At 71.4% G+C, this 26117-nt stretch carries 26 protein-coding genes; 17 read left to right on the top strand and 9 right to left on the bottom strand.

From position 1 onward, the window contains the following. Positions 1–15 precede the first annotated feature (15 nt). The 9 genes from cobA (at position 16) to WBG79_RS05085 (ending at position 7592) form a co-directional block, all read left to right on the top strand. The gene (gene cobA / locus WBG79_RS05125) at positions 16–795 is read left to right on the top strand and encodes a uroporphyrinogen-III C-methyltransferase (RefSeq protein WP_337356031.1); all 780 of its coding nucleotides are present in this window, start codon (positions 16–18) and stop codon (positions 793–795) included. After that, positions 761–1132, top strand: coding sequence for a c-type cytochrome (locus WBG79_RS05120; protein WP_337356030.1), 372 nt, complete (start codon positions 761–763; stop codon positions 1130–1132). Before cobA ends, WBG79_RS05120 begins: the two co-directional genes overlap by 35 nt. Further along, positions 1129–2343: a cytochrome D1 domain-containing protein gene (locus WBG79_RS05115; RefSeq protein WP_337356029.1), complete on the top strand. Its 1215-nt coding sequence runs from the start codon at positions 1129–1131 to the stop codon at positions 2341–2343. Before WBG79_RS05120 ends, WBG79_RS05115 begins: the two co-directional genes overlap by 4 nt. Position 2344: 1 nt before the next feature. After that, entirely contained in the window at positions 2345–3325 is a 981-nt protein-coding gene (gene ahbB, locus WBG79_RS05110; RefSeq protein WP_337356028.1) for a siroheme decarboxylase subunit beta, read from the top strand. A gap of 11 nt (positions 3326–3336) precedes the next feature. Next, positions 3337–3783, top strand: a complete 447-nt coding sequence (locus tag WBG79_RS05105) for an Lrp/AsnC family transcriptional regulator (protein WP_337356027.1) — start codon at positions 3337–3339, stop codon at positions 3781–3783. Continuing rightward, positions 3780–4295, top strand: coding sequence for a siroheme decarboxylase subunit beta (gene ahbB / locus WBG79_RS05100; RefSeq protein WP_337356026.1), 516 nt, complete (start codon positions 3780–3782; stop codon positions 4293–4295). Before WBG79_RS05105 ends, ahbB (WBG79_RS05100) begins: the two co-directional genes overlap by 4 nt. Before the next feature lie 66 nt (positions 4296–4361). Then, on the top strand, positions 4362–5570 hold the full coding sequence (nirJ, locus tag WBG79_RS05095; protein WP_337356025.1) for a heme d1 biosynthesis radical SAM protein NirJ: 1209 nt from the start codon (positions 4362–4364) through the stop codon (positions 5568–5570). After that, positions 5548–7122 (top strand): cytochrome D1 domain-containing protein, encoded by a 1575-nt coding sequence (locus tag WBG79_RS05090; RefSeq protein WP_337356024.1) that lies wholly within the window; start codon positions 5548–5550, stop codon positions 7120–7122. Before nirJ ends, WBG79_RS05090 begins: the two co-directional genes overlap by 23 nt. Positions 7123–7187: 65 nt before the next feature. Beyond that, positions 7188–7592: a hypothetical protein gene (locus WBG79_RS05085; protein ID WP_337356023.1), complete on the top strand. Its 405-nt coding sequence runs from the start codon at positions 7188–7190 to the stop codon at positions 7590–7592. A gap of 18 nt (positions 7593–7610) precedes the next feature. Here WBG79_RS05085 and mog read toward each other — a convergent pair whose 3' ends face one another. Together mog and WBG79_RS05075 are read right to left on the bottom strand one after the other, a co-directional pair. Next, entirely contained in the window at positions 7611–8138 is a 528-nt protein-coding gene (gene mog, locus WBG79_RS05080) for a molybdopterin adenylyltransferase (RefSeq protein WP_337356022.1), read from the bottom strand. 30 nt (positions 8139–8168) lie between these two features. Then, a complete protein-coding gene (locus WBG79_RS05075; RefSeq protein WP_337356021.1) occupies positions 8169–8483 on the bottom strand; it encodes a DUF2249 domain-containing protein in 315 nt (104 codons plus the stop codon). A gap of 190 nt (positions 8484–8673) precedes the next feature. Between WBG79_RS05075 and WBG79_RS05070 the strand changes: the two genes are divergently transcribed. Next, positions 8674–9378, top strand: coding sequence for a Crp/Fnr family transcriptional regulator (locus WBG79_RS05070; protein ID WP_337356020.1), 705 nt, complete (start codon positions 8674–8676; stop codon positions 9376–9378). 103 nt (positions 9379–9481) lie between these two features. On the opposite strand, the gene WBG79_RS05065 is transcribed toward WBG79_RS05070, so the two are convergent. Together WBG79_RS05065 and WBG79_RS05060 are read right to left on the bottom strand one after the other, a co-directional pair. Next, positions 9482–9706 (bottom strand): DUF1858 domain-containing protein, encoded by a 225-nt coding sequence (locus WBG79_RS05065; RefSeq protein ID WP_337356019.1) that lies wholly within the window; start codon positions 9704–9706, stop codon positions 9482–9484. A gap of 137 nt (positions 9707–9843) precedes the next feature. Then, entirely contained in the window at positions 9844–11352 is a 1509-nt protein-coding gene (locus WBG79_RS05060) for an amidohydrolase family protein (RefSeq protein WP_337356018.1), read from the bottom strand. Positions 11353–11821: 469 nt separating this feature from the next. Between WBG79_RS05060 and WBG79_RS05055 the strand changes: the two genes are divergently transcribed. The 6 genes from WBG79_RS05055 (at position 11822) to WBG79_RS05030 (ending at position 18378) form a co-directional block, all read left to right on the top strand. Next, positions 11822–12874, top strand: coding sequence for an ABC transporter substrate-binding protein (locus WBG79_RS05055; RefSeq protein WP_337356017.1), 1053 nt, complete (start codon positions 11822–11824; stop codon positions 12872–12874). Between the two features lie 89 nt (positions 12875–12963). After that, a complete protein-coding gene (locus tag WBG79_RS05050) occupies positions 12964–13884 on the top strand; it encodes an ABC transporter permease (RefSeq protein WP_337356016.1) in 921 nt (306 codons plus the stop codon). Then, positions 13881–14684, top strand: a complete 804-nt coding sequence (locus WBG79_RS05045) for an ABC transporter ATP-binding protein (RefSeq protein WP_337356015.1) — start codon at positions 13881–13883, stop codon at positions 14682–14684. The genes WBG79_RS05050 and WBG79_RS05045 overlap by 4 nt, the downstream gene beginning before the upstream one ends. A 16-nt stretch (positions 14685–14700) precedes the next feature. Beyond that, on the top strand, positions 14701–15585 hold the full coding sequence (locus WBG79_RS05040) for a carbon-nitrogen hydrolase family protein (protein WP_337356014.1): 885 nt from the start codon (positions 14701–14703) through the stop codon (positions 15583–15585). Continuing rightward, positions 15573–17111: an amidohydrolase family protein gene (locus WBG79_RS05035; RefSeq protein ID WP_337356013.1), complete on the top strand. Its 1539-nt coding sequence runs from the start codon at positions 15573–15575 to the stop codon at positions 17109–17111. The genes WBG79_RS05040 and WBG79_RS05035 overlap by 13 nt, the downstream gene beginning before the upstream one ends. Positions 17112–17466: 355 nt before the next feature. After that, positions 17467–18378: an adenylate/guanylate cyclase domain-containing protein gene (locus tag WBG79_RS05030; protein WP_337356012.1), complete on the top strand. Its 912-nt coding sequence runs from the start codon at positions 17467–17469 to the stop codon at positions 18376–18378. Between the two features lie 25 nt (positions 18379–18403). On the opposite strand, the gene WBG79_RS05025 is transcribed toward WBG79_RS05030, so the two are convergent. Both WBG79_RS05025 and WBG79_RS05020 read right to left on the bottom strand, forming a co-directional pair. Then, entirely contained in the window at positions 18404–18859 is a 456-nt protein-coding gene (locus WBG79_RS05025) for a cyclic nucleotide-binding domain-containing protein (RefSeq protein WP_337357888.1), read from the bottom strand. A gap of 31 nt (positions 18860–18890) precedes the next feature. Then, positions 18891–21602, bottom strand: coding sequence for an ABC transporter transmembrane domain-containing protein (locus tag WBG79_RS05020; protein ID WP_337356011.1), 2712 nt, complete (start codon positions 21600–21602; stop codon positions 18891–18893). 215 nt (positions 21603–21817) lie between these two features. Between WBG79_RS05020 and WBG79_RS05015 the strand changes: the two genes are divergently transcribed. Beyond that, the gene (locus WBG79_RS05015; RefSeq protein WP_337356010.1) at positions 21818–22465 is read left to right on the top strand and encodes a class I SAM-dependent methyltransferase; all 648 of its coding nucleotides are present in this window, start codon (positions 21818–21820) and stop codon (positions 22463–22465) included. Here WBG79_RS05015 and WBG79_RS05010 read toward each other — a convergent pair. Genes WBG79_RS05010 through WBG79_RS05000 form a run of 3 tightly spaced genes read right to left on the bottom strand, consistent with a single transcriptional unit; the run spans position 22443 to position 26052 of the window. Continuing rightward, positions 22443–23603, bottom strand: coding sequence for a glycosyltransferase family protein (locus WBG79_RS05010; protein ID WP_337356009.1), 1161 nt, complete (start codon positions 23601–23603; stop codon positions 22443–22445). The genes WBG79_RS05015 and WBG79_RS05010 overlap by 23 nt on opposite strands. Then, complete coding sequence (locus WBG79_RS05005; protein ID WP_337356008.1) at positions 23600–24853, bottom strand: glycosyltransferase; 1254 nt, start codon at positions 24851–24853, stop codon at positions 23600–23602. Before WBG79_RS05005 ends, WBG79_RS05010 begins: the two co-directional genes overlap by 4 nt. Further along, positions 24850–26052 carry a glycosyltransferase family protein gene (locus tag WBG79_RS05000; RefSeq protein ID WP_337356007.1) on the bottom strand — a complete coding sequence of 401 codons (1203 nt, stop codon included), beginning with the start codon at positions 26050–26052 and terminating at the stop codon, positions 24850–24852. Before WBG79_RS05000 ends, WBG79_RS05005 begins: the two co-directional genes overlap by 4 nt. Positions 26053–26117 lie beyond the last annotated feature (65 nt).

Below are 26117 nucleotides of genomic sequence, written 5' to 3'. Positions count from 1 at the left end.
CGAGAGAGGTCCGGGATGATGCCCAAGGGCAAGGTTCACCTCGTCGGCGCGGGTCCGGGAGACCCCGAACTCCTCACCCTCAAGGCGGCGCGACTGATCGCCAGCGCGCGGGTGCTGGTGCACGACCGCCTCGTCTCGGACGCCATCCTGGCGATGGCCCGGCCGGACGCGGTCCTGATCGACGTGGGCAAGAGCCCGAAGCGGCACCCCGTGCCGCAGGAGGCCATCAACGAGATCCTGATCGCCCAGGCGAAGGCCGGCCACGACGTCGTCCGCCTGAAGGGTGGCGATCCGTTCATCTTCGGCCGCGGCGGCGAGGAGGCCCTGGCGCTCGCCGAGGCGGGCATCGCCTGCGAGATCGTTCCGGGCATCACGGCCGCCCAAGGGGCCGCGGCGAGCGTCGGCATCCCACTCACCCACCGGGGCGTCGCCGAGCACGTCACCTACCTGACCGGCCATTGCCGCGCCGACCAGCCACTCGACGTGGACTTCTCCAAGCTCGCGGACTCGGACGGCACGCTCGTCGTCTACATGGGCCTCGCCACCATCGCGGAGATCGCGGGCCAACTGCTCGCCCACGGGCTGCCGTCCGCCACGCCGGTGCTGGTCGTCAACCGTGCGACCACCGACCGCGAGCGCCATCTGTTGTCGACCCTGGCGGAGATCGCCGAGGACGTGGCGGCGAGTGCCCTCGAGGGGCCCTGCCTTTTCGTCATCGGGGCGGTGGCCGGGCTCGCCGGGCGCCTGGGGAGGATCCGCGATGACGCGACCGTCTTCGCCGTCGCGGCCCAGTGACGGGCCGCGGCACCGGCGGGCGGCCGGACGGGCCGCGATCCTGGCGCTGATGCTGGCCGCGCCGGCCGTGCAGGCGGCCGAGCCGGGGCCAGCGCGCCGGGAGGCCTTGCGCAACCTTCTCGTGCAGGACTGCGGGTCCTGCCACGGACTGACCCTGAAGGGCGGCCTCGGGCGGCCGCTGACGCCCGATGCGGTCGCCGACCGCAGCGCCGAGGCGCTCGCGGCGATCATCCTGGACGGCGTGCCGGGCACGCCCATGCCGCCCTGGCGCGGCCTCCTCACGCCCGAGGAGGCGCTCACCATCGCCGACATCATCAAGCGAGGCCACATCCGATGACGACCTCCCCCCTTCCCTCCCGCCGCGGCCTCATCGCCGCCGCCGCGGGCCTGTCGCTCGGGGCCGGCCTGCCCGGACGGGCCGCCGCCGCCACGCTCGCGCCGCGCGGGACCGGCGATCTCGGCGTCATCGTCGAGCGGGCGTCGGGCTCGCTGCTGGTCGTGGAGACCAGCGGGCGCAGCGCGCTCGGCCGGATCGAAGGGCTCGGCGACCTCTCGCACGCCTCGGTGGTCTTCTCCCGCGACGAACGCTACGCCTTCGTGTTCGGACGGGACGGCGGCCTGACCAAGGTCGACCTCCTGGGAATGGCCGTCGAGAAGCGCATCGTCCAGGCCGGCAATGCCATCGGGGGCGCGATCTCGGACGACGGGCGGCTCGTGGCGGTGTCCAACTACGAACCTGGAGGAGTGCGCTTCTTCGACTCGGCGAGCCTCGAACCGGTGGCCGAAGTCCCCGCGGTGGACCGGAACGGGGCGAAGTCGAAGACGGTCGGTCTCGTCGACCTTCCGTTCGGGCGCTTCGCCTGGTCGCTCTACGACGGCGGCGAGATCTGGCTCGCCGACTTCTACGGCCGCGGCACCAAGCCGCTCGTCACCCGCATCTTCGACATCGGCCGGCAGCCCTACGACGGGGTCGTGACCGCCGACGGGCGCTGGTACGTGGCGGGCCTCTTCGGCGAGGACGCGCTGGTGCGGCTCGACCTCTGGGCCGACTCGCTCCGGCCGGAACGGGTCCTCGCCGGCTACGGCAAGGGCGACGCGCCGCTGCCGGTCTACAAGATGCCGCACATGGAGGGCTGGGCCGCGGTCGGGGACCGGCTTCTCATCCCGGCAGTCGGGCGCCACGAGGTGCTGGTGGTGGACCGCGAGACGTTCCGGCCGGTGGCGGCGCTTCCCGTCCACGGCCAGCCGGTGTTCGTCGTGGCCCGGCCGGACGGGCGGCAGGCCTGGGTCAACTATGCGCACCCGGACAACGACACGGTCGAGGTGATCGACGTGCCGAGCCTCGCGATCGTCCACCGCCTGACGCCGGGGCCGGCGGTGCTCCACATGGAGTTCACGCCGCGTGGGCACGAGGTCTGGATCTCGGTGCGCGACGCCGACCGGATCGACGTGCACGAGACGCGCGGCTTCACCAAGGTGGCCGAGATCGCGGCGGCCAAGCCGTCCGGGATCTTCTTCACCCCGCGCGCCCACCGGATCGGGGTGTGACATGACGGCCGACCGCATCCTGTCACCGTTGCAGGCGAGGCTCGTCGACGGCCTCCAGCGCGGGTTTCCGCTCGTGGCCCGGCCCTTCGAGGCCATCGCGGCGGCCGAGGGCGTGACCCCGGAAGCCGTGATCGAGTCAGTGCGCGACCTGATCGGCCAGGGGGTGGCGACCCGTCTCGGGGCCGTGGTTCGTCCGAACACCGCCGGCGCCAGCACGCTGGCGGCGCTGGCCTGCACGCCGGACGAGGTCGAGCGCGTCGGCCGCCTCGTCTCCGCGGAGGCCGGCGTGACCCACAACTACGCGCGCGAACACGCGACCCTGCCGCTCTGGTTCGTGGTGACGGGGGCCAACCGGACCGCCGTGGAGGCGACCTTGCGCCGTATCCGGGTGCGCACGCGCCAGCGGGTCTTCTCCTTCCCGCTGGAGCGGGAATACCGGATCGACCTCGGCTTCGGCACCGATCCGGGGCGGCGCGAGCTGCGCTGCGATCCGGCCCGCTCCGCCTTCGCGGTCCTGCCGATCGACCGGCGCATCCTGGCGGCGATCGAGAACGGGCTGCCGCTCGTCGCGGAGCCCTACGGGGCGCTGGCGGAAACCCTCGGACTCCGTCCGGAGGCGGTGCGCGGCCGGCTGGCGCGGCTCCTGCTCGGCGGCGTGGTGAAGCGCCTCGGCCTCGTCGTCCGGCACCGCACGCTGGGGTTCGGATCCAACGCCATGGTGGTGTTCGATCCGGGAGACCGACCGGTCGACACCTTGGCGCAGCGCTTCCTGCCGGTGCCGTCCGTCACGCTTCTCTACGCCCGCCGGCCGGCACCGCCGGTCTGGCCGTACCGGCTCTACGCCATGATCCACGGGCGGGAGCGCGGGGAGGTGCTCGCCGAGGTGGACCGCCTGGTCGCGCTCGCCGGCCCGCCGCTGCACTACGAGGTTCTCTTCTCGACGACCTGCTTCAAGCAGACCGGCGCAAGGCTCTCGGCCTGAGGAGGACCACGATGCTCGACGCCACCGACCGTCTTCTCGTCAACGCCCTCCAGGGCGGCTTCCCGCTCGTGCCGCGTCCCTTCGCGGCCGTGGCGGCCGCGCTCGGCCTCGCCGAGGCGGACGTGATCGGCCGAGTCCAGGCTCTCACCGAGACGGGGGTCCTGTCGCGCTTCGGCCCGATGTTCGACGCCGAGCGGATGGGCGGCGCCGTCTGCCTCTGCGCGACGGCGGTGCCGGAGGACCGGTTCGAGGCCGTCGCCGCCGTGGTCGGGGCCTTTCCGGAGGTCGCGCACAATTACGAGCGGCGGCACGCGCTCAACATGTGGTTCGTGCTCGCCACGGAGACGGCGGACGGCATCGCGGCGGCGGCGGCGCGGATCGAGGCCGCGACGGGGCTCCCGGTGTACCGGTTCCCGAAGGAGCGGGAGTTCTTCATCGGCATGAGGGTCGAGGCATGACGCAGGCGACGCTCGCGCCCCCCCGCCCCGCCGCGGGGCTCGACGCCACCGATCGGCGGATCGTCGCGGCCACCCAGGACGGGCTGCCGCTGGTGCCGGAGCCGTACCGGGCGGTCGCCGACCGGCTCGGCCTGGAGGAGCGCGAGGTCATCGCGCGGCTCGGGCGGATGCTCGACGCGGGGATCATCCGGCGCATCGGGGCCGTGCCCAACCACTACCGGCTCGGGCTGGTGGCGAACGGCATGACGGTCTGGGACGTGGACGACGCAGTGGTGGACCGGCTCGGCGCGGCGGTCGGCGCGCTGCCCTTCGTCACGCACTGCTACCGGCGGCCGCGCGCCCTGCCGGCCTGGCCCTACAACCTCTTCGCCATGGTGCACGGGACGACGCGCGACGAGGTGGAGGCCAAGCGGGCGGAGGTCGCAGCGGTGCTGGGCGCCGCGGCGCGGCGCGGGGAGGTTCTCTACTCCACCCGCATCCTGAAGAAGACCGGCCTGAGGATCGCCGGCTGACAATCGTCAAGCGCCGGCGGGCACGGACGGGGTAACCGTTGGGCTGCCGGACCTTCGAGGACGCCCATGTTCCGTCTGACGCGCTTCCTGAAAGAACTCACCGAGCCGACCCCCGTCCGCCCGCGGCGCGACCTGCCGGGGCCCGTGGTGATCTGGAACCTCGTCCGCCGCTGCAACCTGAAGTGCAAGCACTGCTATTCGATCTCCGCCGACGTCGACTTCCCCGGCGAACTGACGACCGCGGAGGTGTTCCGGACGATGGACGACCTGAAGGCCGCGCGCGTGCCGGCCTTGATCCTCTCCGGCGGCGAGCCGCTGATGAGGCCCGACATCTTCGCGATCGCGGAGCGGTCGCGGAGCCTCGGCTTCTCGACCTCGCTCTCCTCGAACGGCGCGCTGATCGACGAGGCCATGGCCGACCGGATCGCGGCGGCGGGGTTCGACTATGTCGGGGTCAGCCTCGACGGCATCGGCGACACCCACGACCGCTTCCGCGGCGAGGACGGGGCCTTCCGGGCGTCGCTGCGCGGCGTGCGGCTCCTGGTCGGGCGCGGCGTGAAGGTGGGCCTCCGCTTCACCATGACGATGGACAACCGCGACCAGTTCCCGGCGCTTCTCGACCTCATGAAGGCCGAGGGCTGCACCAAGTTCTACCTGTCGCATCTCAACTATTCGGGGCGCGGCAACAAGAACCGGGGCGACGACGCGCGGCTCGACGTCACGCGCGACGCCATGCGGCGGCTCTTCGCGGTCGCCTGGGCGGACGTGCTCGCCGGCTCGGAGCGCGAATACGTGACCGGCAACAACGACGCCGACGGCGCCTACCTGTATCTCTGGGCGCGCGAGGTGGCCCCGGACCGGGCCGAGCACCTGCGGGCCAAGCTCGCCGAATGGGGCGGCAACGCCTCGGGGGTCAACGTCGCCAACATCGACAACCTCGGCGCGGTGCATCCCGACACCTTCTGGTGGGACCGGAGCCTCGGCAACGTGAAGGACAGGCCCTTCGGGGAGATCTGGGCAGACCGATCCGATCCGCTGATGGCGGGCCTCAAGGCGCGGCCGCGCAAGATCGGCGGGCGCTGCGCGACCTGCCGGTTCTTCGACATGTGCGGGGGTAACACGCGGGTGCGCGCCTGGCGGCTGACCGGCGACGCCTTCGCGGAGGATCCCGCCTGCTATCTCGACGACGCCGAGATCGGCGCCTCGCCCGGCGCCGAGCGCCTCGCCGTCACGCCCTTCCGGGGACAACGCCATGAAGCGCCCTCGCTCCTCTGACGCCCTCGTCTCGGCGCTCCTCGCCGTCGCGGCCACGATGTCGGCCGGACCGGCCCTCGCCGGGCCGGACGCGGCCGCGATCTACCGCGACACCTGCGCGACCTGCCACGGCGAGGCCCGGCTCGGCGGCCAGGGGCCGGCACTGCTGCCGGTCTCGCTCGGGCGCGTGAAGCCGGCCGACATCGCCAAGGTGATCGCCGAGGGGCGGCCCGCGACCCAGATGCCGGCCTTCGGCGAGGCGCTCGGCGCGGATGCGGTCTCGGCGCTCGCCGCCTTCGTGCTCCGGGAGCCCGAGGTGCGGCCGGACTGGACCGAGGCCGACATCCGGGCGAGCCGGGTGGAGGGCCCGGCCGAGCCCGTGGCGACGCCGCCGCCGGTGGCCGACCCGCTCAATCTCTTCGTGGTCGTCGAGGCGGGCGACCACCATGTGACGATCCTCGACGGCGACCGCATGGAGCCGGTCGCCCGGTTCCCGTCCCGCTACGCGCTGCACGGCGGCCCGAAGTTCACCCCGGACGGACGCTTCGTGTTCTTCGGCTCGCGCGACGGCTGGATCACCAAGTTCGACCTGAAGACCTTCCGGATCGTCGCGGAGGCGCGCGCCGGGCTCAACATGCGCAACATCGCGCTGTCGGCGGACGGGCGCTGGATCGCGGCGGCGAACTACCTGCCCTCCACCATCGCGATCCTGTCGGCTGAGACGCTCGAGCCGGCCAGGCTCTTCCCGGTGGCGGACCTGCGGGGCACGCCCTCGCGCGTCTCGGCGATCTACCAGGCGCCCAACCGGTCGAGCTTCATCGCGGCGCTGAAGGACGTGCCGGAGGTCTGGGAGATCGCCACGGACCCGAACGCACCGCCGGTCTTCAGCGGGCTCGTGCACAGCCACGAGAAGGGCATGGTCGAGGCGCTCGCGACCTCGAAGGGCCTCTTCGCGCTCCGCCGCATCGCGGTCGAGCAGCCGATCGACGACTTCTTCTTCGATACCGGCTACCGGCATCTGCTCGGCGCGTCGCGCGACGGCGACAAGGGCGTGGTGGTCAACCTCAACGTCGGCCGGACGATCGCCACCATCCCGCTGCCCGGCATGCCGCATCTCGGCTCCGGGATCTCGTTCGACTGGCAGGGCCGCCGGGTCATCGCGGCGCCTCACCTCAACCAGGCGAAGCTCTCCTTCATCGACGCGACCGACTGGACCGTGATCAAGACCATCGAGACGGCAGGGCCTGGCTTCTTCCTGCGCTCGCACGAGCGCACGCCCTACATCTGGGCCGACGCCATGCTGGGCAAGGCGCGCGACGGCATGCAGATCATCGACAAGCGGACCCTGGAGATCGTGAAGACGATCGTGCCGGAGCCCGGCAAGACGGCTGCGCATACCGAGTTCGACCGGACGGGACGCTTCGCGCTCGTCTCCGTCTGGGAGGACCCCGGGGCGCTCGTCGTCTACGACGCCGAGACACTGGAGCCGGTGAAGCGGATCCCGATGCGCAAGCCGGTCGGCAAGTACAACGTCTACAACAAGATCACCTTCTCGGAAGGCACCAGCCACTGAGGCCGGTTCGCGGTCGATGGAGGCCGGCAGGGCCCCGACAGGGCCGAAGCACACAGGAGGAGCCCATGACCGCCCTTACGAGCCATCCCGCCCGGACCGGGGTCGGGGCGATCGCGGTGCTGTTCGGGCTCCTGACCATCGCGTCGGGCGGCATGGCCCTGTTCGGCTCGGCCGAGAGCCGGGCGGCGGTGGGCAACGCGGTACCGTTCGTGCTGTGGTTCAACTTCCTGGCCGGCTTCGCGTATGTGGCGACCGGCGCCGGCATCGTCGCGGGGCGGCCGTGGAGCCTGAAGGCCGCGGTCGCGATCGCGGGCGCGACGATCCTCGTCTTCGCGCTCTTCGGCCTCCACGTGCTCCAGGGCGGCGCCTACGAGATGCGGACCGTGGGCGCCATGGCGCTGCGGTCCGGCTTCTGGCTGTTCGTCGCCGCCTATCTGGGCAGGCGGGTCCGCGCCGGCGCCGCCCTCTAGAGGTTCTCGAGGGGCGCCTCAGCCGGGGGGCCGGAAAGCCCGGCAGACGGCGGGGTCGGTCTCCAGGCGCGGACCGCCGATGAGATCGATGCAGTAGGGGATCGCGGGAAAGACGGCGTCGAGGCAGGTGGCGATGGAGGTCGGCTTGCCGGGCAGGTTCACGATGAGCGTGGATCCGCGCGTGCCGGCGACCTGGCGCGACAGGATGGCGGTCGGCACCTCGCGCAGGCTGGCGAGGCGCATGGCCTCGCCGAAGCCCGGCAGGATCCGCTGGCAGACGTCCGCGGTCGCCTCCGGGGTGACATCCCGGGGCGCCGGCCCGGTGCCGCCGGTGGTCAGCACGAGCGGGCAGAGGGCCGCCAGCTCGACCAGGGTGGCGGCGAGGAGCGCCCGGTCGTCGGGGATAACGCGCAGTTCCGCCGTCCAGGGGGTGACCAGCACCCGCCCCAGATAGGCCTCGACGGCGGGGCCGCCCCGATCTTCGTAGAGGCCGGCCGCGGCGCGGTCGGAGCTGACCAGGATTCCGATGCGGACCGGTGCGTCCATGGGTTCCTCCACGTTCCGGCGGCCCGCCGGTCAGCCGCAGCTTCCCGTGCGGGACCCGCAGGCGCAGCCGTGCACGTGCGTCGCGGCGGCCTCGTCGACAGGCGCCGCCTCGCGGCCGATGCGCACGTGCCAGTCCGCGGGACCGCGCTTCAGATACTCCCAGCGGAAGGCGCCGGGATAGACCTCCCCGAAGCCGTAGAGGAGACCGACCGGGTCGTGGTCGTTGACGATCTCGATGGCCTCGCCGGGCGCGAGCGCCTCGAAGCGGCGGAAGACGAGGACGTGGCGCTGGGGCCGCGGCAGGGTACGGACGTCGATGACGCAGTCGTCGCAGGTGTCGCTCATGGGTGCCGTTCCGGGTTCGTGGGCGGCCGGTTCGCCGCCGGACCATCCCTACCCGGGGGGCCCGGCCGGCTCGTTGCGCCGGCGCAAGGATCGGGCGACCGGACATCGCCGGGGCGCGCGGTCTCGCGGCGGACACTGGCCGATGCCGGCCCGCTGCGCTATGCGTGCGGGGTTGCACAGGACCGGGCGCATGGCGAACATAGATCGATCGTTGGTAGCGGGATTGCCCTCCTTCGCGGGACTGTCGGCGGAGCAGATCGACGAGGTGCTGCGGGAGGCGCAGGTGCTGCGCTATCCGAAGGGGGCGAACGTCTTCCAGCAAGACGAGGCGGCCCATTCCTTCTTCGTCCTCCTCCACGGACATCTGCGGGTCTACCGCCTGACCCCCGACGGGCAGCAGGTCGTGGTCCGCTACGTCTCGCAGGGCGAGGTCTTCGGGGTCGCCATGGCGATCGGCCGGACCACCTATCCGGCGACCGCCAACGCGGTGGTCGACAGCATCGCGCTGGCCTGGCCGTCCGCGGCGTGGCCGAGGCTCGTGTCCAGGCATCCCGCGCTTGCCGCCAACACGCTCCAGACCGTCGGGTCGCGTCTGCAGGAGGCGAACACGCGGGTGGTGGAGATGTCGACCGAACAGGTCGAACGGCGGGTGGCGCACGCGCTCCTGCGGCTCGCCGGCCAGGCCGGGCGCAAGGTGGAGGCCGGCGTGCGCATCGACTTCCCGATCAGCCGGCAGGACGTGGCGGAGATGACCGGCACCACGCTCCACACGGTCAGCCGCATCCTGAGCGCCTGGGAGGAGAAGGGGCTGGTCGAGGGCGGCCGGCAGCGGATCACGCTCCGCGACCCGCACCGCCTCATGCTGCTGGCGGAGGGCGAGGCGGACGGAGACTGACCGCGGCGCGCCGATGGGGTGGCGGGCCCCTGCCCTCCGCTTCGCTCCGGCCGGGGATGCGGGGGAGAGGGGGTGCCTCGAGGTCGGGGGATCTTGCCTCGGCTCACCAGGGGTCGGCAGGCGCGGGGCGCGGCTCGGCCGAGGCGGACCGGAGCGCCGACAGGAACGGGGCGAGGTCGGCGCGGTGCTCCCGGCACGCGTCCTCGACCGTGTGGAAGCAGGCGATCGGACAACCGACGCAGTGGAACCGGTGGTCCAGGAAGACGCGGATCGTCTCCGGGGCCGACCGCATGACGGTGTCGACGAGGGTGGTGGCTTCGATCGTCACGATCGTTCTCCCCGGGGCTGTCCCATGGAGACCCTAGCGCCCCGGTGGCGCGCGTCTTTGCGGGCGGACAAAGACCGGACGCCGGGCACCGGTCCGGCTCCGGACGATGCTCCCCGGACGAACGGTCCGTGGCGGCCTCAGTCGAGCCGGCGGCGCAGGCCCACGTCGCGGGCGTGGGCGCGGCGGACCATCTCGGCATAGTAGGGCTCGAGGCGCCTGGCGGCGGCCCGCGCGGCGGCCATGTCGGGTTCGGCGATGCGCATGATCTCGCGCGCCTCCCGCCGAAGCGCGGCCTCGTCGACCGTCAGGACCCGGCCGTCGCGGACGACCCAGCGTCCGCCGACCATGACGTGGCGCACCGAGGAGCCCGTCTCGCAATAGACGAGCTGGCGCTCCAGGTCGTTCAGCGGGGTGAAGGCGAGCGTGTCGAGGTCGATCAGCATCAGGTCCGCCAGGGCCCCGGGCGCGAGGCGGCCGATGCGGCCCTGAAGGCCGAGCGCACGGGCGCCGCCGTCCCAGAGCGTGTCGAGGACCTCGCCGGCGGTCGGCCAGGTGGCGGGGTCCGGATCGGCGAGGGTATGGACGAGGCCGGCGGTCTTGGCGGCGGCCCAGAGGTTGGCGCCGTCGTCGGCGATGAGCTCGTCCGTGCCGAGGCACACGTGAATGCCGGCGCGCCGCCAGGCCCGGAAGGGCGCGATGCCGCTGCCCAGGCGCAGGTTGCAGACCGGGTTGTGGGCGACGGTGACGCCGGTGTCCGCCAGGATCGCCATGTCGGCGTCGTCGACCCAGATGGCGTGGATGACGACGGTGTCGGGCGAGAGCGCGCCCTCGTCGCGGGCGTAGCGCACCAGGGACCGGCCGTACTTCTCGTCGCCGAGCACGCGCTGGACCTTGGTCTCCAGGATATGGACGTTGAAGGGCAGGTGGCGTTCGCGCGAGAGGCGCGCGAGGGCATGGAGGTAGGGGACCGTCACGCGCTGGGGCGCCGAGCAGGACAGGGCGGCCGCGAGACGCCCGTCCTCCGCGCCGTGCCAGCGGCCGATCAGGTGGTCGTAGAGGTCGAGCAATTCCCCGGCGGACTGGCGGGGGGCGGCGTCCATCTCGCGCCGGAAAGAGGCGGGGAGCAGGTCGGCCAGGAAGGGGAATTTCTCGTATTCGACGACGTTCGGCTGGTCGATCGCCACGCGGGCGCGGATGCCGGCGTCGCGGTAGGCCTCCATGATGCCGTCGACGCTCTCCGGCGTGGCGACCGGCACGTGGAAGGCGTCGTCCATCACGCTGGTGACGCCGAGCTTCAGCATCTCCAGCGCGCCCAGCATGGTGCGCACGTAGGCGAGCCGGCCGGAGGCCGCCCCTTCGGCGAGGGGCGGCACCTCGTAGAGCATGAAGAGTTCGAGCGGCAGGCCGTCGAGCATTCCCTTCATGAAGTTGCCCGGCGAGTGGAAGTGGGCGTTGATCAGGCCCGGAGCGACCAGGTGGCCGCCCGCCTCGACGACCTCGGCTTCGGGGCCGGCCCGGAGCCCGGGCCCGATCGCGGCGACGAGGCCGTTCTCGACCAGGAGGTCGGCGGGGACCGGCCGGCGGCCGTCCGGCGTATCGGCGAGCACGGTCGCACCACGGATGAGGATGGGTCTCGGCGCGGGCATGCGCGGGCGCTCCTTCGGAAAGGCGGGGGGCGTCGTCCCTGTCGATGCCGAAGGCGCTGGTGGGGGCGCGGCGGAAGATCGGCGGCCGGGCGGGCCGCGGCGGGTGACGTGACCTATGGTTTGCACGCCTCTTGGTCAGCGAGAAGCCCAACTTGCAGGCAGCTACGGCAGGCGCGGTGACTGTTCGCTAGGCATTCGCCGGAACGGATCGACGGGCACTGCGCCATGCTCGCCGGCACTTCGGCAGAATTGCGCGGGTCCCGGCGGCAGGCCCTGCATGGCACGGGGTTTGCTGAATGTATTCCAGCGCAGAGCGTCAGGCTCTTTCGGGTTGGCGTGCCCATCGTCGGGATCCCGTAGGGGCTTCCGGTCGTGGGCGTGCGCCCATGTCCGGTCGGCTCGCCGGCTCAACGGTGGTTAGAGCCAGGACGGGGTCCGTTCGGTTCCAGTATGAGGACCGGAGGGGACCATGTGCGATCGTGATGGGACTTTCTACCGCAATTTCTCCCGCCGCAACTTCCTGAAGTCGTCCGCGACTGCGGCCGCCACACTGGCCCTGCCGCCCTCGCTCGCCGGCCTGCTGATGCCCGAACCGGCCTTCGCGGCCACGACCGTCAAGGCGACGCACGGCTCCGGCTTCTGCAACATGGGCATCTTCCTCGCCAAGGAGCGCGGGCTGACCAAGGCGGACGGGGTCGACCTCGAGTTCGTGGTGACGCCGTCCAACACCGAGATCACCACGATGTTCGGCGCCGGCCTCGTCGACATCTCGATGATCCCCTACTCCAACTTCATGACGCTCTACGATGCCGGCGCGCCGGTGAAGATCGTCGCCGGCGGCGGCGTGCAGGGCTGCATCATCGTCGCCAAGGAGGGCATCAAGTCGGCCGCGGACCTGAAGGGCAAGACCTTCGGCACGTTCCAGGCCGACACGCTGGAGGTGCTTCCCTACGACTACCTGAAGAAGGCCGGCCTGACCTTCAAGGACGTCCAGATCAAGTATCTCGACACCTCGCCGGAGCTGGCGCAGGCCTTCATCGCCGGGGCCGTGGACGCCATCTGCCACATCGAGCCCTACGCCACCCAGTGCGTCCTCGGCCGCAAGGGCGCGACCGTGCTCTCCGACGGCACCGACCTCTACGGCAAGGGCTATTCGGACTGCGTGCTCGCCGCCCGCACACCGCTCATCGAGAAGAACCCGGCCGCCGTGAAGGCCGTCATCAAGGCGCTCATGGTGGCGCAGAGCCAGGCCGAGGCGGACAAGGCCGCGGCGCTGAAGGACACGGTCGGCAAGTACTACAAGACCTCCATGGACGCGGCGATCGACGCCTCGACCAAGCAGCCGATCGTGGTCGACCAGCGCAACCAGACGCAGTTCATCATCGACCGCGGCGTCTCCATGCAGGAGCTCGGCTACGTCAAGAAGCTGCCCGACAAGGGCGCCTTCGACTGGTCCCTGCTGGAGTCCGTGATCGCCGACAACAAGGCGCTCTACGACGGGCTGAAGCTGAAGTCGGCCTGACCGGCCAAGGGCTACGACCGGGCGACCGGGCGGCGATCCGCCCCGGCCGCCCGGCCCCCATCGGGAACGGCGACGAGGACGAGGACGCCATGACCATGAGTGCAGAGCTGGGGCGCGCCGGCGCGGCCGGAGGGCCTTCCCCCGCCAAGGCCCCGCCGGGACCGACCGGCTTCCTGTCCCCGGCGGCGAAGCGCAGGATCTCGGCGCTCGTCTGGGGCCTCGTCTCGGTCGGGCTGTTCGGCGCGATCTGGGAGCTGCTCTGGTACGTGGAACTCGCCAACCCGCTCCTGCTGCCGCCGCCACATCTCTTCCTCCAGGACATTCCGGGGACGCTGAAGTTCTTCGACCGGTCCAACAAGGTCGGGCACGTGGGGACCGGCGGTGGCATCGACGCGCTCGCCATCACGGCCGCCTGGACGGTCTTCCGGGTGTTCACCGGGCTGATGCTCGGCCTCGTGATCGGGACGGCGGTCGGGGCGCTCATCCACTACGTCAAGGCGGCGCGCAACCTGCTCCTCGGCACGGTGCTGCTGCTCGCGCCGATCTCGCCGGTGGCGTGGCTGCCGGTCGCCATCTTCGTGTTCGGCATCGGAGACGTGCCGGCCATCTTCCTGGTGTTCATCACGGTGTTCTTCGCGATCGTGCTGTCGACCGGCGCGCAGATCGCCAGCGTGCCGAAGAACTACCTGCACGTGGCGCGCATCATGGGCGCGACCGAACGGCAGACCTTCTGGCGCGTGATCCTGCCCGCCATCCTGCCGAGCCTGTTCCTCACCGTCCGGCTCAACCTGCTCGGCGCCTGGATGGTGGTGCTCGTGGCCGAGACCGTGGGCGTCGGCACCGGGCTCGGGCAGATCACCAACATGGCGCGCGCCACCTTCAACGCCAAACTCGTGTTCTTCAACATGGCGGTCATCGGAGCGCTCGGTTTCCTTTCGGACTGGGCCCTGCGCGAATTCCAGCACAAGACGCTCTGGTGGGTCGCCCCCGGCGAGGGAGCCTCCCGATGAACCAGCCCCGCACGTCCCGCCCCGCGGTCGCCGTCCGGAACGTCGACAAGATCTGGACCCCGGAGGGGCGCTCCCCCGTGGAGGCCATCCGCGGCCTCGACTTCGAGGTCGCGCCCGGCGAGTTCGTGGTGCTGCTCGGACCCTCGGGCTGCGGCAAGTCCACGCTCCTCTACATGATCGCCGGGCTCGAGCCGGTCAGCGCCGGCACGATCGTGTGCGACGGGCTGCCGGTCACGGAACCCTCCGCGGAGCGGGGGCTGATCTTCCAGGAGGCCTCGCTGTTCCCGTGGCTGACCATCGCCGACAACGTGGCCTTCGGGCTTTCCATCCAGGGCATCCAGGTGGCGCGCCGACGCGAGATCGCCGTGGAGATGCTGAAGCGCGTGGGGCTCGGCGACATGCTCGACAAGAAGCCCGACGAGCTCTCGGGCGGCATGCGGCAGCGGGCGGCCTGCGCGCGCGCCCTGGCGATGAAGCCCAAGGTGCTGATGATGGACGAGCCCTTCGCGGCGCTCGACGTGCAGACTCGCTCGCGCATGCAGGACTTCCTGCTGCAGATCTGGCGCGACAGCGGCGCCTCGATCCTGCTCGTCACCCACTCGATCGACGAGGCGATCTCGCTCGCCGACCGGGTGGTGGTGTTCACGGCCCGGCCCGGGCGGGTGAAGACCATCGTGCCGATCGACCTGCCGAGGCCGCGGCCAAGCCGCGACCCGCGCTACCACGAATACCGCGACCTCTTCACCGAGCTGCTGGCGGCCGAGGTGGACCGCGCCTTCGCCGAGCAGGAAGCCGCCTGACGCGACCCTCGAGGCCATGACGAGCGAACCCTTCCGGATCGGCGCGGTCGCCATCGGCCCCGCCGGACGAGACCCCGCGCCCCTGCGCGCCGAGGCGGAAGCCGGCATCCGCCGTGCGGCCGGGGCCGGCGCGCGCCTCGTCGTCCTGCCGGAGCTTTTCGCCTGGCCCTATGCGGCGGCGGAGGATCCGGCGGCGTGGCCGGTGGCTGAGCCGGGCGACGGCCCGACCAGCCGCTGGGCGGCCCGACTGGCGATCCAGCACGAGGTCGGCATCCTGTGGGGCGCCGCCATCGAGCGGACCGGCGGGCTGCCGGTGAACGCCGCCCGCCTCGCCCGGCCGGACGGGCGGGTCGAGACGGTCGCGGCCAAGATCCACCTGCCGCCCGCGTCGCGGGAAGACCTGTACGGCGAGGCGGACCACTTCTCGGCAGGTCCGCCGCGCGTCACCGCCTTCACGTTCGGCCCCGTCAGGGTCGCGCCGCTCGTCTGCTACGACCGGCGCTTCCCCGAATGCTGGGGCGCGGCCGCGGCCGCCGGCGCGGACGTGGTGGCGGTCCTGGTCGCGGGTCCGGCGCCCGGCGACCCGCCCGGCTTCTTCCGCGGCGAACTCGCCACCCATGCCCGCTCGAACGCCGTCTACGCGATCGCGGCGGCGCGCTTCGGCACCGAGACCGTGACGGGCCGGCCCGTCGCGCATGACGGCGAGACGGTCGCGGTCCGGCCGGACGGGCACGTGGTCCTGGCCGCGGCGCCGCCCGGCGAGCCGCTCGTCCTCCTCGACGTCGACGCGGGCCGGCTCGCCGCCGCGCGGGACGGAAATCCCACCGCCCGGCGCCTGCGCGTCGGCGGCGCCCCCACACAAGACCCTGCCTTCCAAGGAGAAACGCCATGGCAGAACTGATCGTCCAGGCCCGCCACCTCGTGACCGGCGCCGCGGACCGCCACACGCCCATCGTGGTCGACGACGGCGCCGTGCTGGCGCGCGACGGCGTGGTGGTGGCGACCGGCTCGCTCGACGAGATGGTGAAGCTCGCGCCTACGGCGCCGGTGAAGAAATATCCGAAGCACGCGATGCTGCCGGGCTTTGTGAACTCGCACCACCACGTGGGGATCACGCCGCTGCAGCACGGGTCGCCAGACCATCCGCTGGAGCTGTGGTTCGCGAGCCGCATCCCGGCGCGGCGGATCGACCTCTACCTGGACACGCTCTACTCCGCCTTCGAGATGATCGCCTCGGGCATCACCACGGTGCAGCACATCCACGGCTGGATGCCGGGCGGCTACGGGGCGATCCACGAAGCGGCCACCAAGGTCCTGACCGGCTACCGGACGATCGGGATGCGGGCCTCCTACTGCTACGCGGTGCGCGAGCAGAACCGGCTCGTCTACCAGGCCGACGAGGAATTCTGCGCGAGCCTGCCGAAGGAGCTCGGGGCACGGCTCCAGGCCTACCTGACCACGCAGGTGATGCCCTTCGCGGACTTCATGCGGCTCTTCGACCAGCTCACCGCCGAGAATGCCGGGCAGCGCCTCACCCGGGTCCAGCTGGCGCCCGCGAACCTGCACTGGGTGTCAGACGACGGCCTGCTCGCCATGCAGGAGAAGTCCAAGGCGACCGGCGCGCCCATGCACATGCACCTCCTGGAGACCGCGCTCCAGAAGGAATACGCCTACCGGCGGACCGGCAAGACCGCCGTCCGGCACCTCCACGACCTCGGCCTCCTCGGTCCACACATGACGCTCGGCCACGGCGTCTGGCTGACCGCCGAGGACATCGACATCGCGGCCGACACGGGCACCTGCATCTGCCACAACTGCTCTTCCAACTTCCGCCTGCGCTCCGGGCTCGCGCCGCTCAACGTCTGGGAGGCGAAGGGCATCAACGTCGGGATGGGGCTCGACGAGGCCGGCATCAACGAGGACCGGGACATGCTGCAGGAGCTGAAGCTGGCGCTTCGGGTCCACCGTACGCCGGGCTTCGACGACGACGTGCCGACGCCGACCCAGATCTTCCGCATGGCGAGCGAGGGCGGCGCCAAGACGACCGCCTTCGGGTCGTCGATCGGCCGGCTCGACCCAGGCCGCTTCTTCGACGCGGTCCTGATCGACGTCGACCAGGCCTTCTACCCCTACCAGGACGCCGACATCCCGATGCTCGACGCGCTCGTGCAGCGTGCGCACAGCCGGCACGTCTCCGCGGTCTACGTGGACGGCGAGGTCGTCTATGCGGACGGCAAGTTCACCAAGGTCGACCGCGACGCGGTGCTGGCCGAGATCCACGACCTGCTCGCCAGGCCGCGCACGCCCGAAGAGGTCGCCCGCCGCCAGCTCGGCTTCGACGTATTCCCGCATGTGAAGAAGTTCTACGAAGGCTACATCCGGGACGAGCCGCGCAAGCCCTTCTACGAGGCCTCCTCGTCGGTCTGACCCGGTCCGGGCCGGGCGCCCCCCCAAGGGCGTCCGGCTACGCCTTGCGCCTCCCCTGCCCCGCCCCCCGCGCGCCGTCGCGCCCGATTCACGGACCGTCACAAGAGCGCGAGGCCGCCGCCGCCCGTTGCGTCATACACGCCGATGTCATTCCCCCCGACGGGGTGCGTCGGTTAACAGTGCGCGCTTCGAGGATCGTGTTCATTGCATTCGTGGCAGCCGGTCCGCACACTGCGATCCGGCCGCGGGGACACGGGTCCCCGGCGGGCGGCGCAGGCGGCCGGACGGGGTCATTGCGCAGGAGAGGAAGCGGTCGCCGACGGGACAAGCGTCGGTGGCGGCGGGACGGGTTTCGATGACGGGCGGGCACAACGCCGGGATCCTGTTCGGCGACATCGTCGACAGCATGCAGCTCTACGAGACGTTCGGCGACAGGGCGGCGCTCGACGCGATCGACGGCTGCCTCGGCGCGATCGGCGAGGTGGTGCGTCGGTTCGACGGCACCGTCGTCAAGACGATCGGCGACGAGTTGATGGCCGCTTTTCCGGACGCCCTCGGCGGGTCGCTGGCAGCGCGGGCCGTGCAGGAGCGGGTCGAGGGGCTGCCGCCGCTCAGGGCGCCGGACAGCACGGCCAAGCTGCGGCTGCGGATCGGCTTCGTGTTCGGCCCGGTGATCGAGGACCGGGGCGACTATTTCGGCGATACCGTGAACGTCGCCTCGCGGCTGGTGCGGATCGCCCGGCCTGGGCAGATCATGACGACGCTGGACACCGTGGCGCTGCTGCCGCCGCCGCACCGGGCGGCGACGCGGCAGCTCGCCGACCAGTTCGTGAAGGGGCGCAGCGAGGAGCTCAGCGTCGTGGAGATGCTGTGGCAGAAGGAGCGCGACCTCACCCACGTGGTCCGGATGGCGGGCGAGCGGTCGATCGGCCCGGGCTCGAATCGCAAGCTCGTCCTGACCATCGGGGACCGGCGCTGGGTGTTCGACGACAACCACGGCCGGATCGAGCTCGGGCGCGACCGGGCCTGCGAGGTGCCGCTCGCCGACGCCAACGCATCACGCCGGCACGCCACCCTGGAGCGGCGGCGCGGGCAGTGGGTGCTGACGGACCACAGCACCAACGGCACCTACGTGACGCTCGCGGACGCCGACGAGATCGAACTTTGCCGCGAAGACCTCATCCTGATCGGGTCCGGCCGGATCAGCTTCGGGCATCCGGCGGCGGACGCTGACCCTGCCGAGCTCCTGTCCTTCCAGCTCGCCTGAGGCGGCGGCTTGGGGCCCGATCCTCTCAGGACCTGCGGACGGAGCGGGCGTCGATCAGTTCCGCGGTGGTATCGGCGAGGCGGTCGGCCAGCACCTTGATGATCTTCAGGGCGAGCGACGGGAAGCCCTCCAGCAGGCGCAGGAAGTCGTCCTTCTGGATGCGCAACACCTCGAGGGCGCCATGGGCGCGGACGGTCGCGGTGCGGGTGACGTCGCACAGGATCGAGATCTCGCCGACGATGTCGTTCGACGCGATGGTCGCCACATGGATCTCGCCGGCCGGCGTGTCGACGATCACGTCCGCCGATCCGCTCAGCACCACATAGGCCGCATCGCCGGTGTCGCCCTGCCGGAACACCACCTCGCCAGGCTGGAAACGCAGGCGGCGCGACGAGAAGGCGAGAAGCTTGAGCTTCGCCGGCTCTATGCCCGCGAAGAGCGGGACTCGCCTGAGGAGTTCGACTTCGTCCTTCAGAGTCATGCTCACGTCCGCCCGTTCCTCTCCTTGCCGGTCAGCTCACCAGGCGTTTCAGAACGCCCTCTGTCTGCACCAGATCGTCGTATTCGCCGTCCTCCGCCAGGCTCGCCCCGTCGAAGACGATAACACGGTCGAAATGTTTCGCGAGGCTCGGCATGGATAGGGCCCAGACGACACCGCCATCGGCTCCGGTCGAGCGTCGGTAGGCGAGCACGTTCGCCAGGATCTGTTCCTGGACGCGACCGTCCAGCGCCGCGAGCGGCCGGTTGAGCAGCAGGTAGTCAGGCCGTTTCAACAAGGCTCGGGCGAGATTGATCTTCTGCCGGAGGCCCAGCGTGACGCGCCGCCCGCCCGGCCCGATGCCGAAGCGGAGCCCCACGCCGACGACCATCCGGTAGAGGCCGAGTTCGCGGAAGATCTCCAACACCAGCGCGGTCACGCGCCGGCTCGCGTCCGAGTAGTGGTGGCCGACGCGCCCGAAGAGCGCGTTGTCCAGGAGCGTCGCCGAGCGGTTGAAGCGTTCCGAGTCGTAGCGCTCCAGCCCGTTGGCGAGGGGGGTGGGCAGGTCGGCGTGGAAGATCTCGCGAGCCTCGACGATACGCGCCATCAGGTCGTCGTCGAGCAGGCCGAAGCGGAGCCGGGGCTCGATATACGCGAAGGCGAGCTGCAGGAGCTGCCGGCGATCGGCTTCGTCGGCGCGGTCCATATCGCGGCCGTCGCGGCGCTGCACGATGGCGCGCAGCGCCTGCAGGTCCTGCTCGCCGGCGATGGAGAGCTGCTGGAGCATGGAATGGTCGATCGCAACGTCGCGGAAGAGTTCGACGGCGTTCTCGGCGACCTCGAAGCCGAGGTCGTAGAGGCGCCGGTCGAGACCGGAGGTCTCCAGGATGCCGCGCAGGTAGGGATTCGCGGCGAGGGTCGAGGTCTCCAGCTCCGGGCCGGTGGCCGTGCCGAAGAGCAGGTTCTCGGCGACCGTCGCCTCCGGATTGTAGGCGCCCTCCTGGAACGGGATGACCAGCTCGGCCATGCCGAGCTCCTCCATGCGACGGCGCAGCTTGGCGCGGGCGGCGACGACCCGGGGCGGGATGTCGAGGTGGTGCTCCGGGTCGATGGAGGTCCTGAGGCCGATCTCGAAGACGTCGCCGGCCATGCCGACCGTCTCGAGCAGCGGCTCGAGCGCGTCGAAGAGGCGGCCTGCATCCTCGACTCCGGCGAGCCGGTAGTCGATCCAGTCGGCGCGCACGTCGAGCACCGGGTTCCCGGCTTTCATGGCCTCGGCCATCTCCCATTTCCGGCGCCTGGCCTCGGCGGCGTCGTAGATGGGCTCGGCGACGGGCGCATGCTTCAGGCCGTAGACGAGGTTCTCGAGTATGCTGCCCGCGAAGAGATGGGCTTCCGGCCCCGCATAGGCGATGCGGCGGCCGGTGACCGACTGCGGGAGCCTCTGCAAATCCTCGGACCCGGCCACAACCCGGCCGGTGGTGGGCCAGATCACCCGGGCCAGGGCATCGACCAGCGCCTCCCCGCCGCTCCCGGGCGTGCCGACGACCGCGACGGTCTGGCCGGGCCGGAAGGCGAGCGAGGTGCTGTCGAGCAGGCGGGCGCCGGTTTCGTCGATGAGGGTCAGGTTCTCGACCGCCAGGGGCCGGCCGAGCGGGCGGGGCTCCGTGGTCAGCGCCTGGCTCTCGGGCGGCAGGATGTCCCGGACGTCGAACTGCTCGACCACCTGGGCGTACTTGACCTGTACGTCCTGGCGATTCTGGTCCCAGTCGATCAGGTCCTTGAGCGGGCCCGGAAGGTCCTTGTAGGCGGCGATGACGGCGACGAGCTGGCCGACGTCGAGGCGTCCCTTCACGACGAGGTAGCCGCCGATCAGGTAGAAGAGGAAAGGCGTCAGCTGGGCCAGGAAGTTGTTCAGGAACTTGACCAGGAACTTCCACTGGTAGAGGTCGTAGCGGATGTGGAAGATGCGGGCCAGGCGAGCGCCGATCTCGGCCCGTTCCCAGTTTGACGTGTCGTTGGTTTGGATCGCGTTGATGCTCTCGACGATCTCGGCGACGCGGCCCGAGAGTTCGCGGGCGGTCAGCTGGCGTTCCCGGCCGAGCCGCAGGAGCCGCTTGCGCATCTTCGGGATGATCAGGACCTGAAGCGTGACCACGGAGGTCGCGACGATGCCGAGCCAGTGGTTCTGGACGACGATGAAGATGAGGGCCGTCAGCGCCTGCCCGGCGAGGAGCAGCGGTAGCACGAAGGCGTCGCCGATGAAGCCGCCGAGCGGCTCCACCTCGTCCTTGACCATCGTGGCGACCTCGGCCGGCTTGACGCGCTTGAAGTAGCTGGGGCCGTGGCGCAGGACCCGGTCGACGAGCTCGAAGCGGATGCGGCGGAGCATGCGCTCGCCGAGGCGGCCCTTGTAGGTGTTGATGTAGAACTTGAAGGCGCCGTTCACGACGACCAGCAGCAGGAAGACGATGCTGAGCCCGAGCAGCGCCTGCATGCGGTCGAGGGCGACGCCGTCGAACAGCACGACATGCCCGACCAGCGGCAGGTCGAAGGCGATCCGGAACATCGTGGCGGTGGAGGTCGGGTCCGGGAAGCCCTTGCCCTGCAGCGGGCCGCTGATGATCTGCTTCGGCAGGTCGAAGGACAGGAAGTAGGGGATCATCGAAAGCGCCACGACGCTCAGGATCCAGAGCTGCTGTGGCCTGGTGTGACGCCAGATGTAGCGGGCGAGGACCGGCTCCACGGATCAGCCCCTCCCGGCGGGCCACGGCGCGGCCATCCCCTGCCGGGCGGTGGCGGCGGGTGCGGCAAGATGCGGGATGCCGTCCGGGTGGGTCTCGTCGGTCACGGTCACGTCCTGTGTGCCCGAGCGGCAGGCTCGGCGCCGGTCGAACATAGATTATCGCGACGGCTGGCAATACAGATACGAATATCTGAATTGTGGGCTGGAGGACCGGCATGGCCGAGGACTGGCGCGACGTCTGCTTCGATCTCACCAGGGGCATCGCGGCCTATACGGGCAACGCGCTCGTCCGCGACCTCGCGCGCACCGTGGGGCGCCACCCTCAGGTCCGGATCGGGACGGCGTTCAACCGTAAGCAGGTCGCCAGCAAGCTCTGGGCGCGCGACTCGCTGTTGGCGACCCTCGGCGGGCGCTTCGGCACGATCCTGATCGTCGGCGGCTGGTACGGGGTGCTCGCCGCGATGCTGTTCGACGATCCGCGCTTCGAGGTCGAACGCATCGAGAGCCTGGACATCGACCCGGAGGTCGCCGCAGTGGCGACGACGCTCAACGGGCGGGCGGGCGATCGCTTCTCGGCGCGGACGGGGGACATGTACGCGGCCGACTACCAGAGCGCGCCGGCGGACCTCGTCGTCAACACGAGCTGCGAGCACATCGCTGACCTGCGCGGCTGGCTCGACCTGCTGCCGTCCGGGAGCCGGGTGCTCCTGCAGTCGAACGATTACTTCCGCGAACCCACCCATATCGCCTCCGTGCCGTCCCTGGCCGATTTCCAGGCGCTTGCCGGCCTCTCCGAGGTACGCTTCGCGGGCGCGCTGCCGACCCGCAACTACACCCGCTTCATGCTGATCGGGACGACCTAGCCGCCCGGCCGGCCGCCTCCGCGAGAATGTCGATGGTGCGGTCCGCGCCGCCGAGGTCGATGTGCGGACGGGGGATCGGCGGGCCGGCGAGGGCCGCCCGGATGGCGCCCGCCAGGCTCTCCGTGCCGAGCCGCGCCTCCTCGACCACCCGCGCGGCGCCGAGCTTGCGCAGGCGCTCGGCGCGGTCGGCCTGCTCGGTTTCGTGATCGCCGCGGAAGGGGACCAGGATGATCTCGCAGCGGGTCTGGAGGAGGTCGCAGACCGTGTTGTAGCCGGCTTGCGAGACGGAGACGCGCGCCGCGGCCAGAAGGGCGCGGAAATCCGGCCGGAAAGCCTCCACGCGGACGTTGGCGGGCGCGCCGGCGGCGAGCGCGGACCGATCGGCCTCGCGGAGATTGGGGCCGGTCAGCACGAGCATGCGCAGGTCCGGGGGCAGCCTGCGCGCCGCCGCCAGGGCGGCCTCGACGAGCCCCCTGCCGAAGGCGCCGCCGCCGGCGGAGACGACGACGTCCCAGGCCTCCGCGGCAGGCGGCTCGGGGGTCGCGGCGACGAGCCCGGTGTAGCGGATGCGGTCCTCGAAATCGCGCGCCCGCGGGAAGCCCGCCTCGAGCCGCGCGAAGGCGGGGTCGCCGTGGACGAGCACCAGGTCAAAGCGGCTGCGGATCAGGTCGACGGTCTCGGCGAGGCGATCGGGGCGGCGGTTCGCCTGGACGATGTCGCGGACCGAGCAGACGACCAACGGCCGCGGGCGGCGGGCGGCGGCACGCTCGAGGAGCGGGACCAGTTCGAAGGCGAGCTTGCGCCGGCCGAAGGGCCAGGCCTCGATCATCAGCACGTCGGCGCCGGAGCGGTCGAAGGCGTCGAGCAGGATGTCGCGGCGGCGGGCCTCGAAGGCGGCGTCGAGGGGCCGGTCGTCCTCGTCCACCATCACCGAGAAGGCGGCGTCCCGCGAGCGGATCGGCGGCAGGCGGACGGTCGCGGCGCCGGCCGGCGGGAAGCCCGGGACGGGCATGCCGCCGAGGGCGAGCGTGACGGCCATCCCCTTCCGCCCGGCGGCCTCCGCGATGCGGCTTGCCCGCGCCAGGTGGCCGACCCCGAGCAGGTGCTGGACATAGAAGAAGAGGGACGGGCCGCTCATGCGCCGGCTCCCGCCGTCTCGCGGAACAGTCCGGCGATGTCGGCGATGCTGCGGCTGTGGTCGAAAGCGCGGCGGACGCGCTCCTCGGCGGCGGCGCCGAGCCGCGCGCGGAGCGCCGGGTCCGCGATGGCGGCGGCGAGCGCCGCGGCGAGCGCGGCCGGGTCGTCCGGGGGGACGATCAGGCCGGTGACGCCGTCGGCGAGGAGTTCCGGGATGCCGGAGACATTGGTGGTGACCGAGACGAGGCGCTGGCTGGAAGCCTCCATGAGGACGTTGGGCAGGCCGTCGCGATCGCCGTCCTCGGCGACCCGGCAGGCGAGCGTGAAGAGGTCCGCCTGGCGGTAGAGGCGCAGCACCTCCTCCTGGGCGAGCGCGCCGCGCCACTCGATGCGGGGCGCGATGCCGAGCGCCTCGGCGCGGCGCTTCAGGTCGGCGAGTTCCTCGCCGGAGCCGACGTGGATCATCCGCCAGGCCGTCGCGGCGGGCAGGCGGGTGAGCGCGTCGAGGAGGACGCCGTAGCCCTTCTTGGCGACCGCCCGCCCAACGCTCAGGATCAGGACCGGATCGGCCGGGTCGGTGCCGTCGCGCGGCGGGCGCCGGCCGGCGAAGGGCGGGAAGCGGGCGAAGTCGAAGCCGTGATAGCTGAGGTGCACGGCCTGCGGGCGGCCGGTGAGCTCGCGCAGGCGGTCGAGCCCGGCGCGCGTGCAGGTCACCACCCAGCGGGCGTGACCGAGCTTGCCGGCGAGGTCGGCCTTGCCGGAGGTCCAGATGTCGCGGGCGTGGGCCGAGCAGCTCCAGGGCACGCCGACGAGATCGCTCGCGTAGGCGGCGACCGAGGCCGGCGTGTGGATGAAATGCGCGTAGATCCAGTCGCCGCCGGCCGGCCATTCGGCGGCGAGCACGAGCGCCTGGCCGAAGCGCCGGATGCGGTTCAGTGTGAAGTCGTGCCGCAGGTCGGTGAGGAACCGGCCGAGGGCGCGCCGGAAGCCCGGCCGGGCCAGCGCCCGCATGAGGGCGCCGAGGACCCGCAGCGGCTCGTCGTGCAGATATTCGGGCAGGTAGAGGACCGGCGCGCGGATCTCCTTGTGCACCGGATGGACGAGCTTGTCGGTCGGCCGGCGCAGGGCCACGATGGCGAGGTCGAAGCCGGACCGCTCCAGACCGAGCAGCTCCTGGGCCACGAAGGTCTCGGAGAGGCGCGGGTATCCCTTGAGGACCACGACGATGCGGCGGGGGCCGGGGCCGGTCATGTGGCGCTCTGGACGATGCTCAGCACGGGCCGGGCCAGGCGGGCGCCGACGATCTCGTTGATGCGGGAGAGGCCCTCGAGGCGCAGGTCCTGCCTGACCTTGGAGGGCGGCGTGCGGCCCGGAAGCGCCTTCAGGGCGGCGGCCATGCGGACGGGGTCGGCCGCCTCGTCGGGGAGCATCATGCCGATCAGACCCAGTTCGCGGGCGCGCAGGGCGCGGACGAGCTGCTCCTGGCGCGGCTGCAGGCGCGGCACGATAAGGGCCGGCTTGTCGAAGGAGAGGATCTCGCAATAGGTGTTGTAGCCGCCCATGGCGACGACGGCCGCCGAGCCGGCGATCAGCGCCTCCATGTGGGGTTCGAACTCGACGACCGACAGCGTCTCTATGGGGGCGGCGCGCGCCATCAGCGCCTTGCGCTGCTCCATCGGCATGTAGGGGCCGAGGACCACGACGGCCCGGGGCATGCCGGGAACCGCCTCGTAGGCGCCGATCACCGCCTGGACGAGGTCGGCCCCGTCGCCGCCGCCGCCGGTGGTGACCAGGATGTACTCGGAATCGGGCTTGGGCCGGGCGAGGTCGGCCTCGGGCACGGCGCGCTGCAGGAAGCCGACGAAGTCGAGCTTGGCGGAGACCGAGGCCGGCACGTCGAGTCCGACCAGGGGGTTGTAGAAGTCCGGCGGGCCGTAGACCCAAATGTCGTCGTAGAGGGCTGCGACCTTGGAGAGCATGCCCTTCGGCGTCCATTCGCGGCGGAGCAGGTCGGGGGCGTCCATCACCTCGCGCAGGCCGAGGACCAGGGTCGTGCCGATCGTCTTCAGGTAGGCGAGCGTGTCCTCGACCTCGCCGTCCAAGCCGAGGGGCTCCTTGTCGACGATCATCATGTCGGGCTGGAAGGTCTGGGCGGCATTGAAGATCATGCGCCGCCGCATCTCCATGGTGTCGGCGAGGTCGACATGCTGGGCGAGCGAGGTGTACTCGCCGTTGCGGCGCTTAATGACGCTCGGGATCTTCAGGAAGTCGACGCGGGCGCGGTAGTCGAAGGCTCCCGCGATGGGCGCGCCGGAGATGATGAGGACGTTCAGGCCCCGGAATTCCTCGACCAGCGAGTGGGCGATCGTCCGGCATCGGCGAAGGTGCCCGAGGCCGAAGGTATCGTGGCTGTACATGAGGATGCGGGCGTGGTCGAGGCGGCGGGTCATGGTCCGACCTCCGGAGGGTCGCTGATCTTGGAGAAGTCCGGTCCGCCGGAACGGGCCGGGCAGGT

It is taken from the genome of Prosthecomicrobium sp. N25, assembly GCF_037203705.1.
Lineage (GTDB): Bacteria > Pseudomonadota > Alphaproteobacteria > Rhizobiales > Ancalomicrobiaceae > Prosthecodimorpha.
This window is presented reverse-complemented; position numbering and strand designations above follow the sequence as displayed.

What these genes read in the sequence shown, in the direction of transcription:
- cobA (WP_337356031.1), top strand. Translation starts at nt 16, where the DNA reads ATGATGCCCAAGGGCAAGGTTCACCTCGTCGGCGCGGGTCCGGGAGAC.
- WBG79_RS05120 (WP_337356030.1), top strand. Translation starts at nt 761, where the DNA reads ATGACGCGACCGTCTTCGCCGTCGCGGCCCAGTGACGGGCCGCGGCAC.
- WBG79_RS05115 (WP_337356029.1), top strand. Translation starts at nt 1,129, where the DNA reads ATGACGACCTCCCCCCTTCCCTCCCGCCGCGGCCTCATCGCCGCCGCC.
- ahbB (WP_337356028.1), top strand. Translation starts at nt 2,345, where the DNA reads ATGACGGCCGACCGCATCCTGTCACCGTTGCAGGCGAGGCTCGTCGAC.
- WBG79_RS05105 (WP_337356027.1), top strand. Translation starts at nt 3,337, where the DNA reads ATGCTCGACGCCACCGACCGTCTTCTCGTCAACGCCCTCCAGGGCGGC.
- ahbB (WP_337356026.1), top strand. Translation starts at nt 3,780, where the DNA reads ATGACGCAGGCGACGCTCGCGCCCCCCCGCCCCGCCGCGGGGCTCGAC.
- nirJ (WP_337356025.1), top strand. Translation starts at nt 4,362, where the DNA reads ATGTTCCGTCTGACGCGCTTCCTGAAAGAACTCACCGAGCCGACCCCC.
- WBG79_RS05090 (WP_337356024.1), top strand. Translation starts at nt 5,548, where the DNA reads ATGAAGCGCCCTCGCTCCTCTGACGCCCTCGTCTCGGCGCTCCTCGCC.
- WBG79_RS05085 (WP_337356023.1), top strand. Translation starts at nt 7,188, where the DNA reads ATGACCGCCCTTACGAGCCATCCCGCCCGGACCGGGGTCGGGGCGATC.
- mog (WP_337356022.1), bottom strand. Translation starts at nt 8,138, where the DNA reads ATGGACGCACCGGTCCGCATCGGAATCCTGGTCAGCTCCGACCGCGCC.
- WBG79_RS05075 (WP_337356021.1), bottom strand. Translation starts at nt 8,483, where the DNA reads ATGAGCGACACCTGCGACGACTGCGTCATCGACGTCCGTACCCTGCCG.
- WBG79_RS05070 (WP_337356020.1), top strand. Translation starts at nt 8,674, where the DNA reads ATGGCGAACATAGATCGATCGTTGGTAGCGGGATTGCCCTCCTTCGCG.
- WBG79_RS05060 (WP_337356018.1), bottom strand. Translation starts at nt 11,352, where the DNA reads ATGCCCGCGCCGAGACCCATCCTCATCCGTGGTGCGACCGTGCTCGCC.
- WBG79_RS05055 (WP_337356017.1), top strand. Translation starts at nt 11,822, where the DNA reads ATGTGCGATCGTGATGGGACTTTCTACCGCAATTTCTCCCGCCGCAAC.
- WBG79_RS05050 (WP_337356016.1), top strand. Translation starts at nt 12,964, where the DNA reads ATGACCATGAGTGCAGAGCTGGGGCGCGCCGGCGCGGCCGGAGGGCCT.
- WBG79_RS05045 (WP_337356015.1), top strand. Translation starts at nt 13,881, where the DNA reads ATGAACCAGCCCCGCACGTCCCGCCCCGCGGTCGCCGTCCGGAACGTC.
- WBG79_RS05040 (WP_337356014.1), top strand. Translation starts at nt 14,701, where the DNA reads ATGACGAGCGAACCCTTCCGGATCGGCGCGGTCGCCATCGGCCCCGCC.
- WBG79_RS05035 (WP_337356013.1), top strand. Translation starts at nt 15,573, where the DNA reads ATGGCAGAACTGATCGTCCAGGCCCGCCACCTCGTGACCGGCGCCGCG.
- WBG79_RS05030 (WP_337356012.1), top strand. Translation starts at nt 17,467, where the DNA reads ATGACGGGCGGGCACAACGCCGGGATCCTGTTCGGCGACATCGTCGAC.
- WBG79_RS05025 (WP_337357888.1), bottom strand. Translation starts at nt 18,859, where the DNA reads ATGACTCTGAAGGACGAAGTCGAACTCCTCAGGCGAGTCCCGCTCTTC.
- WBG79_RS05015 (WP_337356010.1), top strand. Translation starts at nt 21,818, where the DNA reads ATGGCCGAGGACTGGCGCGACGTCTGCTTCGATCTCACCAGGGGCATC.
- WBG79_RS05010 (WP_337356009.1), bottom strand. Translation starts at nt 23,603, where the DNA reads ATGAGCGGCCCGTCCCTCTTCTTCTATGTCCAGCACCTGCTCGGGGTC.
- WBG79_RS05005 (WP_337356008.1), bottom strand. Translation starts at nt 24,853, where the DNA reads ATGACCGGCCCCGGCCCCCGCCGCATCGTCGTGGTCCTCAAGGGATAC.
- WBG79_RS05000 (WP_337356007.1), bottom strand. Translation starts at nt 26,052, where the DNA reads ATGACCCGCCGCCTCGACCACGCCCGCATCCTCATGTACAGCCACGAT.